The organism is Corynebacterium marquesiae, from assembly GCF_030229635.1.
GTDB classification, from domain to species: domain Bacteria; phylum Actinomycetota; class Actinomycetes; order Mycobacteriales; family Mycobacteriaceae; genus Corynebacterium; species Corynebacterium marquesiae.
In genome coordinates, this window is record NZ_JASPII010000009.1 from 22,063 (window position 1) to 36,773 (window position 14,711).

General features: G+C 59.4%; 11 protein-coding genes. 6 read left to right on the forward strand and 5 right to left on the reverse strand.

The window, feature by feature from the left end; translation table 11 throughout:
• Positions 1–96: 96 nt before the first annotated feature.
• Together QP971_RS07280 and QP971_RS07285 are read left to right on the forward strand one after the other, a co-directional pair.
• Positions 97–1,080, forward strand: a complete 984-nt coding sequence (locus tag QP971_RS07280; protein ID WP_284811218.1) for a hypothetical protein — start codon at positions 97–99, stop codon at positions 1,078–1,080.
• A gap of 23 nt (positions 1,081–1,103) precedes the next feature.
• Positions 1,104–1,694, forward strand: a complete 591-nt coding sequence (locus tag QP971_RS07285; RefSeq protein WP_284811217.1) for a nucleosidase — start codon at positions 1,104–1,106, stop codon at positions 1,692–1,694.
• Positions 1,695–1,746: 52 nt separating this feature from the next.
• Here QP971_RS07285 and QP971_RS07290 read toward each other — a convergent pair whose 3' ends face one another.
• From QP971_RS07290 to QP971_RS07310, 5 genes are all read right to left on the reverse strand, one after another.
• Positions 1,747–3,120 (reverse strand): AI-2E family transporter, encoded by a 1,374-nt coding sequence (locus tag QP971_RS07290; RefSeq protein ID WP_284787831.1) that lies wholly within the window; start codon positions 3,118–3,120, stop codon positions 1,747–1,749.
• A 119-nt stretch (positions 3,121–3,239) separates the two neighbouring features.
• The gene (locus QP971_RS07295; RefSeq protein ID WP_284811216.1) at positions 3,240–6,683 is read right to left on the reverse strand and encodes a bifunctional proline dehydrogenase/L-glutamate gamma-semialdehyde dehydrogenase; all 3,444 of its coding nucleotides are present in this window, start codon (positions 6,681–6,683) and stop codon (positions 3,240–3,242) included.
• Between the two features lie 598 nt (positions 6,684–7,281).
• Positions 7,282–7,941, reverse strand: a complete 660-nt coding sequence (locus QP971_RS07300) for a response regulator transcription factor (RefSeq protein ID WP_284811215.1) — start codon at positions 7,939–7,941, stop codon at positions 7,282–7,284.
• A 254-nt stretch (positions 7,942–8,195) separates the two neighbouring features.
• Complete coding sequence (locus QP971_RS07305; RefSeq protein ID WP_284811214.1) at positions 8,196–9,386, reverse strand: sensor histidine kinase; 1,191 nt, start codon at positions 9,384–9,386, stop codon at positions 8,196–8,198.
• Positions 9,387–9,569: 183 nt separating this feature from the next.
• Positions 9,570–9,746: a hypothetical protein gene (locus tag QP971_RS07310; protein WP_179387052.1), complete on the reverse strand. Its 177-nt coding sequence runs from the start codon at positions 9,744–9,746 to the stop codon at positions 9,570–9,572.
• 454 nt (positions 9,747–10,200) lie between these two features.
• Between QP971_RS07310 and dnaK the strand changes: the two genes are divergently transcribed.
• From dnaK to QP971_RS07330, 4 genes are all read left to right on the forward strand, one after another.
• Positions 10,201–12,051, forward strand: a complete 1,851-nt coding sequence (gene dnaK, locus QP971_RS07315) for a molecular chaperone DnaK (protein WP_005325523.1) — start codon at positions 10,201–10,203, stop codon at positions 12,049–12,051.
• The gene (gene grpE, locus QP971_RS07320) at positions 12,051–12,758 is read left to right on the forward strand and encodes a nucleotide exchange factor GrpE (protein ID WP_284811213.1); all 708 of its coding nucleotides are present in this window, start codon (positions 12,051–12,053) and stop codon (positions 12,756–12,758) included. The genes dnaK and grpE overlap by 1 nt, the downstream gene beginning before the upstream one ends.
• A 97-nt stretch (positions 12,759–12,855) precedes the next feature.
• On the forward strand, positions 12,856–14,061 hold the full coding sequence (gene dnaJ, locus QP971_RS07325) for a molecular chaperone DnaJ (RefSeq protein ID WP_049378991.1): 1,206 nt from the start codon (positions 12,856–12,858) through the stop codon (positions 14,059–14,061).
• Between the two features lie 20 nt (positions 14,062–14,081).
• Positions 14,082–14,531 (forward strand): heat shock protein transcriptional repressor HspR, encoded by a 450-nt coding sequence (locus QP971_RS07330; protein WP_284811212.1) that lies wholly within the window; start codon positions 14,082–14,084, stop codon positions 14,529–14,531.
• The last annotated feature ends 180 nt before the right edge of the window (positions 14,532–14,711 follow it).

Sequence of the window (14,711 nt, forward strand, 5' to 3'; positions counted from 1 at the left end):
GGCGAGCGGGAAGAGCTAAACGGCGCTTCTATGTTCGGCTTAATCCCAAGCGTGACCGAAATTTGAATCCCCTATGAGGGGGAGAAAGGAGCACTCGTGACACTGGATCGCAATTTGAATGCGTCCGAATTGCACGCGACCCGCAACCGAGTGAGCGTGTCCCCGGATCTCATCCGCCGATTGGGCGGTGCACTGGGATATCACGCCATCGAGGCTTTTGGCCCAGAGGCGCAGACAGAATTGAGCAAGGTCTTTGATCTGGGAGACATCATCGATTTGATGCTGCTTAGCCAGCTGCCGGAGATGGAGGTCGCGCCGGGAGTGGAGCAGCAGGTAGAGGGGGACGTCGCTAAGCAGCTGCTGCGGCGCATCAGCGCGGGGGATTATCTGACGCGCCAGCAGGTGCACGACCGCCTGCCGCGGGCGACGGTGATGTTGTACCGCATGGGGCATCCGCGTCTTTGGGCCTTTGCCGCCCGCCAGCGCCTGCCCCAGGACGCGGAAAGAGCCGTGCCGGATTCCTTCCACCGTGATATCACCGGCCCGTACACCACTCCGGAGGAAGCGTGGCTGGGCATGTACGTGGCCGATGCCACGCGGCTCGGGGAACTAAACACCCAGGTAGATGGTTCCGGGTTGGACGAAGACAGGCAGCAGCGCCTGCGTCTGGGCATGAGCTTGGCCGATACATACCGCCAAGTGTGGAGCTCCGCGCGCGGCCATTGGCGCGTTAGCCCCCAGACGCGCTATATCGTGCCTTCGCGTTTTGGCTATTGCCCCTTTGTCTTCCGCGTGGCCGAGGGCGGGTGGCGCCGCGATTCCTTCGAGGGGAGCCACGATCGCTTCATGGCCACGGAGGGCTATTGGATCGACGTGGAGCGCGAACGGCTCATTCACCTCGGCGCGCCAGACCCGCACGATGCTTGGCTGCCTACGGCGCGGATCGCGGCCGAGGCCCCGACGGAGGAGGACCTGGCTGTCGCCCGGGTGCTCAGCGGGAAAATCATTGCCCTTGGCGCCGGCCAGAAAAACATTACGATTCGCCTGCGCCAGAAGAACCGCACATTGAACTTTGACTAAGGCGGGCAGGTATTCTCGCAGGCATGGAGAATCTCAACGGACGCCCCCTTTTCGTCGCCGCTGTGGATGCGGAAGCCGCTCACATCCCGGAAGGCGAACCCCTGCTCATCACCGGAATCGGTACGGTTCCGGCGGCCATTGCGCTGACGGAAGCTCTTGCCGACGCCCGCGCTAACGGCGCCCTTCCCGATCGTGTGGTCAACATTGGCACGGCCGGCGCGCTTGTCGACGGCATGGCTGGCGTCTTCGAAGTCGACAAGGTCACCAAGCATGACTTCAAGCTAGAAGTGCTTACCGATATCAATCGCTACCTGCTGCCAGAGGCCATCGAGCTCGAGACCTCCGGCCGCCTGCCGGTGCGCGGACTGGCCACGGGCGACATGTTTGTCTCCGATACCGCCCTGCGCACCGAGCTGGCCAAGAAATCGCAGCTGTGCGACATGGAAGGCTATTCCATTGCCGCAGTATGCCAGCGCTTCGATATGCCCTGCACCCTGCTCAAGCAGGTGTCCGATTCCGCCAATGAGGAATCCAAGGGCACCTGGGCCAACGTCCTTGACCACGGTGCGCGCCAGCTCGCCTCGGCCGCTACGGACCTAGGCTTTCTGCGCTAAAAACTAAAAGCGCGCCGGGGAGGGCCGGCGCGCTGCTAGTGGTGGCTGAGTCTTAACTCAACGGGCTCATGGACTGGTAGAGCTGCTCTACCTTGTCGCGTGGGGTCTCGTCGTGTTCGTAGGTGACGTCGCTGAAGTCTTCAGGATCATCCTTGGAGCCGGTGATGATGTCTATATCGGAGGGCTCGACTTCGCCGGAGCGCAGGGCTGCCATTTCTGCGTGGTAGCGCACGACAACGGCGATGGTTGCGGCCACGGGGACGGCGAGGAAGGCGCCGACGATGCCTGCCAGGGTAGAGCCGACGGTTACGGAGAGCAGGACCACCGCAGCGTGCAGGCCCATGGCCTTGGACTGCAGCATGGGCTGGAGGACGTTGCCTTCCACCTGCTGGACGATGATGATAAGTGCAAGCGCCAGCAGCGCGTTGGTCAGGCCATTGGAGACCAGCGCGATGATGATGGCGAGGGCACCAGCGGTGACCGCACCGATGATAGGGATGAAGCTGGCGAAGAAAGTCACCACCGCGATGACGAGCGCAAGTGGAACTTGCAGTGCCCACAGGCCAAGGCCGATGAGAACTGCGTCCACCATGGCCACCGCGGCCTGCGCCTGGATAAAGCCAGACAAAGTCTTCCAGATGCGCGCGCCGAGCTCGGTAACGTGCCACCCGGTGGAGTTGCCGGTGTACTTACGCAGCCAGGGCAGGAACTTGTCGCCGTCTTTAATGATGAAGAAGGTGACAAAGAGCATGATCAGTGCGGCCACGACGATGGAGCTGGCCATCGAGAAACCAGAGATAACGCCGGTGGCGATGGTTGATGCTTGGCCCTTGGCAAACTTAACCGCATCTTGCAGCACGGATTCCAGTTGATCGCTTCGGATATCGATGGGGGACTTTTCCACCATCTCCGTGAGTTGATTGATGCCATCTTCAGCTTGGTCAATGAGTGTCTGGCTTTGGTTGGTGACAACCGGGGCCATGGCGGCAAAGACGCCGCAGAAGATGATGATGAGGCCAAGCAACGTGCTCACCGCGGCGAGTGAGCGTGGGAATCCCTTGCTCCGCAGCCACGCGCTGATGGGGTAGAGCACCGTGGAGACCAAGACGGCGAGCAGGACTGGCAGCAGGCCTACCCAAATGAACTTGAGCAGGTAGCCGGCCAGCGCTAGGCCGGCGACGATAAGGATAAAGATCACCGAGACCTTGGCCATGGTGCGGAAGTCCTTGGCCAGGACGGCGGATTTATCGTCGCGCTCGGCAGGGTGCTCGCTGGCAGCCTCTGCACCAAGGTGCGCGTCATCATAAGCGACGAGGGTATGCGAATCTTCCTCGCCCGGCTTTTGGATCTGTGTTGCGTTGCCTTTTTCCTGTGCAGACGGGCGCTTGGCCTCGTCGCGGGAAGACGAATTATGTGACGTAGACATTGTCTACCACTATGCCACATAAAACTCGCAGCGCATATACGAAAAAGGAGGTAGCGGCCCACGGGCGGGGCGCTACCTCCCTTCAGTACCTTTAACGCGTCCGCTGACGCGGCCGGAAATTACTCGTCACGCAGGTTACCTACGTTGCGAATAATGCCGAAGCGGTGCATGGTAACCGAAACTGCCTGCTCCAGGAGGTAAGGAAGGAGCTCGCGGCGGCCGTCGGCAAGCACGGGCTGGTCCAGCACCACGGAGTTGGAGCGCACCGCGGCCTCGTAGATGGAATCCGGCACGGTGCCCAGGGCGCGCACGCGGGAGGAGGCGTCATTGGCCACGGCGGTGGCAAAAGCCTCGTCGGTGATGGCCTTGACGTCGAAGCCGAGATCCTGCAGCTGGGTGGCAACCTCCGGGGTGGCGGAGATTTCCGTGGCGGTGCCGGTAATTGCGGCGGCCAGCACCTGGCGAGCAACCTCGCGCAGCTCGTAGCCTTCGCCCACGCGCACGCGCAGCTTGGTCAGAAGTGGGCGGTAGCGGAAGATATTGGCCTCAGAAACCAAACCGGTGCGGTCGTGGTTGCGGCCGAACTCCTCTTGCCAAGCCACCTGGTCCAGTTCAGCGGCGCGCCATAGCCAGGTGATGTCCTCCTCGGTGAGCTTGCCAGAGAGGTTATCGCGCAGGCGGTGCAGTGCGGCGAGGCTGGCTGGGGCAATGTCCACGTTGCGCGGCTTGAGCTCGCCATCGGCCCACTCACCCATCTGTGCCACGTAGTTCGGGCCACCAGCCTTGGCACCCGGTCCCATGACGGACTTCTTCCAACCGCCGAAGGACTGGCGCTGGACAATCGCACCGGTGATCCCGCGGTTGACGTAGGCGTTGCCCACCTCAACGTTGTCGATCCAGTACTCAATCTCGGCGTCGTCAAGCGAGTGGATGCCGCCAGTTAGGCCGTAGCCGGTGTCGTTTTGCCAGGCAATAGCCTCTTCCAAAGTATCGGCGTACATGATGCCTAGGATGGGGCCGAAGCACTCATTCTTGTGGTACCAGGAGCCCGGCTGCACATTATCGCGGATGCCCGGGGACCACAGGGTGCCTTCCTGGTTGAGCTTTTCCGGCTTGAGCAGCCACTTCTCGCCCGGCTCCAGCTGGGTCAAACCACGCAGCAGCTTCTCGCTCGGCTCTTCCGCCAGGCCGTTCATGGTGGTGGTGATATCGAAGCCCGGGCCCGGCTTGAGGGTCTTCACGGCATCCAGCAGCTGGGTGCGCAGGCGCTCGGACTTACCAGCCGCACCGACGAAGATAACCAGGGAGGCCGCCGAGCACTTCTGTCCAGAGTGGCCAAAGGCGGAGTTGTAGAGGTCATCGATGGCCAAGTCTGGGTCGGCCGCAGGGGTGATGATGAGAGCATTCTTGCCGGACGTCTCCGCCATAATATTCATCTTCGGCTTCCAGGAACGGAAGAGCGCGCCGGTATCGGAGGCGCCGGTGAGGATGACATTGTCCACGTCATCGTGGGAGAGCAGGGCCTTGCCAGCCTCGGCTTCATCAGTGAGCACCAGCTGCACCAGATCCGGATCCAAGCCCTGGGCCTCGAGGGCGGTGCGGAAGGCCTCCACCACGAGCTTGCCGCAGTGAACCACCTGCGGTGCAGGCTTGACGATGACCGCCGAGCCCGCCGCCAAGGACGCCGCAATGCCGCCGGTAGGGATGGCAATGGGGAAGTTCCACGGCGGGGTCACCACGGTGACGGTGTGCGGGGTGAACTCGGAGTAGGACTCTTCCAGCAGGCGCGCGGACTGGCCGTAGTAGGTGCAGAAGTCAATCGCCTCAGAGACCTCAGGGTCGGTCTGGGTAACGGTCTTATTGGCCTCATACGCAGCCACGGAGATGAACTTGCCGCGCTGGGACGCAATCTGATCTGCCACGGCCTCCAGTGCGGCGGCGCGCTCGGCGGCAGGGCGCTTGCCCCACTCGGTGCCCAGCTCCTTGGCGCGAGCGATGTGACCTTCGACCGCGGCAGGGTCGGTAACCTCCGCGATGCCGTGCTCGCCTGGGTTGCGCTTGAGCGCTTCCTGGGCCCACTGACGGTTCGGCGCGAGCGCCGGGTCAGTGTCAGCCTCGTTAGTAAAGCGGCCGGTACGCGGTGCCTGGCGGCCGTCCTCCTTGAGGCGGTTCTGGGTGCGACGGGCGCCAGCGAAGGTGTCCCAGCGCTTGGCGACGGCCCGACGGAACGTCTCTTCCTGGTCCGCCAGCGGCTCCTCGCCCGGGGCAAAGAGCGCGTAGAGGAAGTTCTGCGGTGCGGAGTTTTCCTCCAAGCGGCGTACCAGGTAGGACACGGCGACGTCGAAGTCTTCTGCGTGGACAACCGGGGTATAGAGGATCTGGCGGCCGTCAAAGACCTTGCGCACCGCTGCCTGCTGGGCTGGGGACATGCCCTGCAGCATCTCCGAATCCATCATGTGCAGCACGCCGCGTTTCTTGCCCAGCTCATAGGCCATTGCCGCGGTGTAGAGGTTGTGGGTTGCTACACCGATGCGGACGCTATCGGCGTACTCTTCGCGCAGGATGAAATCCAATAGGCGGTAGTAGTTGGCGTCAACGTCGAGCTTGTTGGTGTAGGTAGCCAGCGGCCAATCGTGGACCTCGCCCTGCACGGTTTCCATGGATAGGTTCGCGCCCTTTACAATGCGCACCTTGACCTTGCCGCCGCCCTTAGCCACGCGCTCCTTGGCAAAGTCGGCGACATCCTTGAGCGCATCAAAGGTATCCGGCAGGTAAGCCTGCAGCACGATGCCGGCGTCCAGGGTGAGGAATTCCGGCTCGCTGAGTAGCTCTTTGAACAGGCGGATGGTCAGGTGGAGGTCGTGGTACTCCTCCATGTCCATGTTGATAAAGACCTTGTCGGTACGGTTCGCCGCAGCCTGGTACAGCGGACGCAGGCGCTCCTTAAGGCGCTCTACCGAGCCATCGATATCCCATTGATTGAGCTGGGCCACCATAGAGGAAGCCTTGACCGAAACGTAGGTCACGCGGGGGTTTTGGATGAGCTTGAGGGTGCGCTCCGCGCGGGACTTCGCCTCTTCCTCACCGAGTACGGCTTCACCCAGCAGGTTGAGGTTAAGCTGCTCGCCGGATTCGGCGGCCCTGTCCAGAATCTTGTTGAGGGCATCAGACTCGGCGTCCAGAACCAGGTGGCCAACCATCTTGCGCATGTACAGGCGGGCAACCGGCATGACTAGGTTGGGCAGGATTGGACCGAAGAAGCCACCGGCACCAACCAGCGCACCATTGATGCTGCCTAGGAACGACGGGTCATAGTGAGAGGAAATATCCTTCAGCGCGTGTGCGGCAACCTTGTCATCTTCTGGGCGCATGACGCGGTCGACGAAGTCCATGGTGAACTTCACGCCGTCCTCATCGCGCAGCAGGTCTGCGAGTTGTTCGGTGGCTTTATCTTCTTCGTCCGCAGTGGACTTCAACCAGTCGTGGGCGCGGCTGATAGCTGCAGACAGGACTGCTTCCACATCATCAGAGATGGGCAAGCGGGTATTAGCAGGAGAAGTCATATGGTTCTACCTCTTTTTCAAACGGGTCACATCCTAGAAACCACTTTTCACATGGGAGTGAAGGGCGATGTATCTGCGCCGGTCTGAAACTGCCGGCCGATACGGCGTCTGGATGATGAGCGGTGAGCTATGTGGTGCTGCAGGGCGCAGCTGGGTGAGGAGCGAACACGCGGGTGCGCGCGACGCAAAGTGAGGGTCGCAGAGATTCGTGGTGAAATGCGATGTCAGCGGGCCATTATGCGGGCCGAATGCGGACGGGAGGCCTATCGCTGCTGCGACGAACGCGCGCCAGGTTGGTGTTCAACTCTCACCTGCTTTCTATGACGTGGCTATGGGTGGGCAGAGGAAGAAACGTGAGCGGCTTAGCGCTCTGACGTGCGGCAACCCTGCAGGTTCAGGCTCCAATTGTTGCCTAGGAAATATTATGAACTTTTGTGTTGCCGTAATTATAGGGAAGCTCCAAACGTGATGCTAGTCTCCTTCGGTAAATGGCAGACGGGGGTAGAAAAACAAAAAATAAACCCCAGCATGTGGGGTTTAGAGGGGGTATTAACTCATCCGGGGGTAGCCCACCCCCGGATTGTCCAACAATTGGGGTTTAAGAACCGTAGCCAGCCTTGAGCGCCTTCACCGCCAGCTCGAGGCGGGACTTGGCGTGGAATTCACTGAGCAGGGTGGACACATACTTCTTCACCGTGCCCGGAGCATAATGCGTGCTCTTGGCAATCTCTTCATTGGACTTTCCTTGGCAGACCAAGTCCAGGACCTGCTTTAGCGCAGGGGAGATATGATGATTGTCCTTGATCTTGGCGGTTGCAGCTGCCGCATCGGCGCTGGTTCCTTCAGCGTTCCAATCGGGAAGCTGCTCAAACAAGCGGGTAAGCGACTGTGGGGTGACAACCGTGCCGCCGCGTACGGCCTCGCGCACGGTATCCAAAATGTAGACGGGCTTGGAGCTTTTTAAAATATAGGCCGCGGCCTTATTGGACATGACCTCTTTGAGGGTCTCGTCATTGTCCATCGCGGTCATCGCAACAAAGACAGGTGGTTTTTCCAGCTTGTTAACCTCACGCAAGAGGGTCGTGCCATCCATCTCGGGCATATGGATGTCCGCGACAATGACGTCAAAGTCCTGCTCTTGCAAAAGCGCGAGGGCGACCTTGCCATTTTCTGCGGTGGCGCGCACCTCCATGTCCTCAGCCGAGGCGAAGTAGCGCCCCAAGGCCTCAAGGACAAGTGGGTCGTCATCGACGACCAAGAGGGATGTTTTTATTTCGGGCACCATGGAGATGGGCAACCGAAGACCAGATCTACCGGCGACTGATATTCAGTGGTGGGGGAAAGATCGCCTGGGGCTAGTCCTCCCAGAAGGGAGGAAGACAACATGATTGGAGCGAGAAAGCTAGCAAGTGCGGCCTGCATATGCGGGATCCTTTAAAAAAGTCTGTTTTAGTCAGAAACAAGCGATAGCTTAGTGCACGCCCTTTAGGTTTGCTAGGCGACGTGTCGAAACTAACTAGCCTTTTGAGCGGAGGGCGGAAGTGAAAGGGTAAGTTCCCACTGATTGCGCTCAAGCTTCGTATCGACGCGTGCGTCAATTGTTGCAGCAATTCGTGACATCGAGGCCATGCCGATACCCGAAGAAATGTCAGCATTGGTGCTCGTGGGCTTCGATACTGGATTGCTAATCGTTATAACGGTCCATCCGAGGTGAGGACGCACCGAAATCATAATTTCTGCTCCTGGTGGGGAATACTTCACTGCATTCAGGCAGGCTTCGGTAGTGATGGCAGCGATGGAATCCAGCGTCTCCGGAGGGAAATGCGGCGCGAAATCTTCGGCGCCTACGTCCATAATTGGCTTCCGATTGAGTTTGGAGAGTCGAGATTCTTCCTGGGAAAGAAGCTGGGCAAAACTATCAGGCTTCGTGGTGGAGCCAAAGCTCATTCCGTCGTTAATACCCTCGATATTGTTCCGTAGAACCTTAGTTAGCGCACGCACTTCCGACATGGAAGAGCGCATGGAATCGCTAAGCTCATCTAAGCGTTTAGCAAGTTCCGGATCTTTGGAATATTCGAGGCTTAAAGCCTCCAGTTGCATTGTGTTGACAGTAAGGCTCGAAACCACGGAGTTGTGAAGAGTTTCGGCAAGGTCTGACTGTCTTCGTTGGACGTCGGCGTTCCACTCGACCATGGCTGTTTTGTATCGCTGTGCAGAATGGGCGAAAGTGGCTCCAATAACTGCACCGACGCTAATGAACATTGCCCAAGCAAAAGCGGCCGCAGGATTAACGCTGATCCTCGCACTGCTGGGATCGATAAGACCAGCAGCCCAAAAGACGGCGCCTACTGCAAACGTCTGCCAATTTTTCCCGTGGTAAGCGATGACGGCGATGAAGATTGGAGTTAAGAAGATGTAGCAGAGGTAAGGAGTGCCTGCAGCGAATGTAGAGCTCATCCACACCGTCACAAAAAGCACAGACATCACGAGCGGGTGACGGAATGCCAATGTTGTAATGACAGTCAGTATTAGGCCAAAGATGGCGGCAGATAGTTGGTGTTCAGTGGGCGTGAAGAATGCGCCAAGTAATGTCAGCGCCACGCAAATTACCGCAGTTAAAGCGGCTGTTCGCTGCAGGGTCATGGCTGCGCGGATGCGTTGGTGAAGGGGCGGCTGTGAAGGTTTCGACACGGTGCTGTCCACGCTTCCTGGATGCTAAGACTCAATGGGTTTTATCTCTCTAGTGTAGGTACAGCGAACGTGAAACAGCGATTGAAAACAGCCAAACCCCCGCACCTTCGTGCGCGGTTCCTTGTGGTGGGTTCCGAGCGGAGGAAGAAGGTGAGGGGGTTTAGCTGGTCTTCATGAAGGAGTACAGAAGGCTAATTACTTAGCTTCTGCAGCAGCCTCTGCGTCATCCTTGGAGGACAGGCCCTCGAATACGGAGGACAGGCCCTCGGAGTCGGTGTTGGACTCGGAGGAAGCCTCGATGAGGCCCTTGATGCCCTTGATGAGTGCCTCGAAGTCGATGGCGGAGCTGAGGTCTGCGAGGGTATCGAACATATACATTCCTTTCGGATCGGCGGAGTAAAACTACAATCTCTCTCTGGGGTAGCAGCTCTTAACTGCTGTGATTCCTAGTATGCGGTAGCGGGGGCGGGCTGCCAATCCTCTTTTGGATCCATTCTGAGGTGACTTTTGGATCCTCTTAGGGCTATTTAAGGATCTCCGTTTGGGGTATGGGTGGTGCTGAACGGAGGGGGGTGATTGCATAGGGGCGGGGTAGGGGGCGTCGGTAAGGGTGCCACTGAGCTGCACAAAAGGAAAGTTTACAAGAAAAGTTGAGTCGCAGGGAATAACTTTTGTAGGCTTCCGGTTGTAAGGATTGAGTGACACAGGCTCAAGGTTGTGTGACCGGACGTAGAAGTTCTGTTACAGTAGCGCTCGGACACAACGAGAAGTTGAGTCACCAACAGTCAACTTTATTAATTACCCCAAGATAAAAGGAGAAGAAATCATGGGACGCGCAGTAGGTATTGACCTTGGTACGACGAACTCGGTCGTTTCCGTACTGGAAGGTGGCGAGTCCACCGTTATTGCAAACTCTGAGGGCTCCCGCACCACGCCTTCCGTTGTTGCTTTTGCAAAGAACGGCGAAATCCTGGTCGGCCAGTCCGCTAAGAACCAGGCAGTAACCAATGTTGACCGCACCATTCGGTCCGTCAAGCGCCATATCGGCACCGACTGGAAGATCAACATTGATGACAAGGATTACACCTCCCAGGAGATCTCCGCTCGCACGCTGATGAAGCTGAAGCGCGACGCAGAGGCTTACCTCGGTGAGGATGTTACTGACGCCGTTATTACCGTTCCTGCATACTTCGAGGACGCACAGCGCCAGGCCACCAAGGAAGCTGGCCAGATTGCAGGCCTGAACGTGCTCCGTATCGTTAACGAGCCAACCGCAGCTGCTTTGGCTTATGGCCTGGAAAAGGGCGAGCAGGAGCAGACCATCCTGGTATTCGACCTGGGTGGCGGCACCTTCGACGTCTCCTTGCTGGAAATCGGCGATGGTGTCGTTGAGGTTATGGCCACCGCCGGCGATAACGAGCTGGGTGGCGATGACTGGGATCAGCGCATCGTCGACTGGCTGGTAGACCGCTTCAAGACCTCCCAGGGCGTTGACCTGACCAAGGATAAGCGCGCCGTACAGCGTCTGCGCGAGGCTGCAGAGAAGGCAAAGATTGAGCTGTCCTCCTCCCAGCAGGCCAACATTAATCTGCCGTACATCACCGTCGACTCCGACAAGAACCCGCTGTTCTTGGATGAGACCCTGACCCGCACCGAGTTCCAGAAGATCACCCAGGATCTGCTGGACCGCACCAAGGCTCCGTTCAACCAGGTCATCAAGGACGCTGACCTTTCCGTCGGCGATATCGACCACGTTGTTCTCGTTGGTGGCTCCACCCGTATGCCGGCCGTATCTGACCTGGTTAAGGAACTGACCGGCAAGGACGCCAACAAGGGCGTTAACCCGGACGAGGTTGTTGCAGTCGGCGCTGCCCTGCAGGCAGGCGTGCTGCGCGGCGAGGTTAAGGACGTGCTGCTTCTTGACGTCACCCCGCTGTCCCTCGGCATTGAGACCAAGGGTGGCGTAATGACCAAGCTCATCGAGCGCAACACCACCATTCCGACCAAGAAGTCCGAGACTTTCACCACTGCGGAAGATAACCAGCCTTCTGTGCAGATTCAGGTCTTCCAGGGCGAGCGCGAGATGGCTACCGCCAATAAGCTTCTCGGCTCCTTCGAGCTCGGCGGTATTGCTCCGGCACCGCGCGGTGTTCCGCAGATTGAGGTCACCTTCGATATCGATGCCAACGGCATCGTCCACGTGACCGCAAAGGACAAGGGCACCGGCAAGGAGAACACCATCAAGATTCAGGATGGTTCCGGCCTGTCCCAGGAAGAAATCGACCGCATGGTCAAGGATGCTGAGCAGCACGCCGAAGAGGACAAGAAGCGCCGCGAGGAGCAGGAGCTGCGCAATAACGCAGAGTCCACCTCCTACCAGACCCGCAAATTCTTGGATGACAACGCAGACAAGGTATCCGAGGATGTTAAGACCAAGGTCACCGAGGCTGCTGACGCCGTTGATGAGGCTCTGAAGGGCGATGACCTCGAGGCCATCAAGTCCGCAGTGGAGAAACTGTCCACCGAATCCCAGGAGATGGGCAAGCAGATCTACGAGGCACAGGCTGCTGAGGCAGGCGCTGAAGGCGCTGCCGATGCTGGTGCTGCGCAGGGTGACCCGAACGTCGTCGACGCTGAGGTCGTCGACGAGGACGAGAACAAGGATGGCAACAAGTAATGACTCAGGACAGCGGAATGCCGCACAACCCAGGCGACCCGGAAAACACGGATCCGGAGGCTACCTCGGCTGACCGCGCTGAGGCTGCTGCCGAGCAGGCCGAGGAGGCCCAGGCTGCGCAGGAAGCGCAGGCTGACGCCTCCGAAGAAGCCGAGCTGGATCCCACCCTCGATGCTGATCTCGAAGAAGCGCTGGCAGATGTCAACGCTGATGAGGTAGAAGCTGAAGCAGCGGGCGAAGAGCCCGCAGGCACCGGTGCCAGCGATGTGGAAGCACAGTTGGCAGAACGCACCGAAGACCTGCAGCGTCTGAATGCGGAATACACCAACTACCGCCGCCGCACCGAGCGTGACCGCCAAGCCGTCATCGAGAACGCCAAGGCCAAGGTCATCGCAGATTTCCTGCCTGTCCTTGATGACTTGGAGTTGGCTCGTGAGCACGGTGACTTGGAGGGCCCGCTCAAGGCGTTTGCGGATAAGCTCCACAGCACGCTGGAAAAGCACGACCTCGCAGCCTTTGGTGAGGAAGGCGATGCCTTCGACCCTGAGGTCCACGAAGCCGTGCAGGACTTGTCCTCCGGCGATGAGCAGGTGCTTGGCACCGTGCTGCGCAAGGGCTACCGCGTGGGCGACAGGCTCGTACGCAATGCCATGGTCATCATCGCGGACCCCAGCGATGAGTCCGGCAGCTCGGAAGATTCCGAGTAAATAACAAAAAGGGCGCCCTGGGAATTGACTAGTGACCTTCCCGCGGCGCCCTTTTACTTAACTTATATCGATTCTCTTTGAAAGGAGGAGATGCCCAGTGAGCGCTAAACCCGAATGGGCAGACAAAGATTACTATGCGGATCTGGGGGTCTCCTCGTCCGCAGACCAGAACGAGATTAAGCGTGCTTACCGCAAGCTAGCGCGCGAAAACCACCCCGATACCCACCCGGACGACCCCGCGGCAGCGGAAAGGTTCAAAAAGGTTGCGGAAGCCTACGACGTGCTTTCCGACGCCGCTGAGCGCAAGGAATACGACCAGTTCAAGGCCATGCTCCGCAATGGAGGCGGCTTTGGACGGATGGGAGGCGCCGGATTTCCCGGCGGGTTTCGATCCACGCGCATGGGTGGACAAGGTGCGCAAGAATTCGACCTCTCGGATCTCTTCGGAGGATCCGCTGGAGGAGCGTCTCAAGGCGGCGGTGTTGGGGATATCTTCGGTAGCGTTTTCAACCGCGGCGGTAGTGCTGGCCACTCAGCTAAACCGTCGCGGGGGGCCGACGTCGAAACGGAAATAACCCTCGACTTCCGCGAGGCCGCTAAGGGAACCACCATTCCCCTAGCGCTCAGCGGCAATGCGCCGTGCACCACGTGCCACGGCTCGGGCTCCGCTTCCGGCAAGACCTCTACTTGTGGCACCTGCAGCGGTACCGGTTTTACCTCGGAAAACCGCGGCGCTTTCGGTTTCTCTGCCCCGTGCAAGGACTGCGATGGCACCGGCCGGCGCATCACGGATCCGTGTAAGGATTGTCACGGCACAGGCACGGTTCACCGCACCCGCAATATCACCGTTCGCATCCCGGCCGGTGTTATTGATGGCCAAAAAGTACGCCTCGCCGGACAAGGCGAAGCAGGGCCCAACGGCACTCCAGCCGGTGACCTCTTCGTGGCGGTAACCGTAAAACCGGATAAGGTCTTTACTCGCGAGGGCGATGACCTCCATGTCACCGTTCCGGTGTCCTTCACCGAGCTCGCCTTGGGCGATACCATTGCGGTTCCAACTTTGGATAACCCGGTGCGCGTGAAGATCCCTGCCGGCACGCCGGATGGACGCACGCTGCGGGTGCGCGGAAGGGGCATCGCCAAGCGCGGTGGCAACTCCGGTGATCTGCTGGTTACCGTGCAGGTCACCGTGCCCACCAAGCTCGATGCCGCCGCCTCTAGCGCACTGCGCACTTATGCTCAGGCGGAAAAGGACTCCGGATTCAACCCGCGTGCGGGTTGGGCCGGCGCCGAGAATGCTTAAGGCAGGAGGTGTGTTAAAAAATGAGCACTGGAAAGGCAGAAGATTCCGGCACCGCGGTCTACGTCATCTCCGTAGCTGCGGAACTCTCCGGAATGCATGCCCAAACCCTGCGCACCTATGACCGCATGGGCTTGGTCTCCCCGGCCCGCACCCGTGGCGGTGGCCGCCGCTACTCCGACCGGGACATCGAGCTGCTGCGCAAGATTCAAGCGCTGTCCCAAGACGATGGCGTCAACCTTGCCGGCATCAAGTCCATCATCGAGTTGACCGAGGAACGCGATCGACTCGAGGCCGAGCGCGACGCTTTAGCTGAAGAGGTCCGGGCCCTGCGCGAGCAGGCCGTTGGACGCCGCCCGCAGCGCAGTGGTGAGCTTGTCCATGTCCCACGGTCCACCTCCGTGGTGATGTGGAGCCCACGCACCGCGCGCGAGCGCAAACGCGCCCGCGGCCGTGAATACGGCCAAGACTAACTCTCGCTCTGCAGACGAGTACACCCAACCCCGCAGCCAGCTTCCCCGCTGGCTGCGGGGTTTTCTTCTACACGCGTATACGCGGTGCCATGTGAATATTTGCAAAGGGGGTAACCGTAATCAGTGCGCATTGCAAAGTTTAGGGTTAGGATGTCCAGCAAGAAGGTGAGCTACGACACA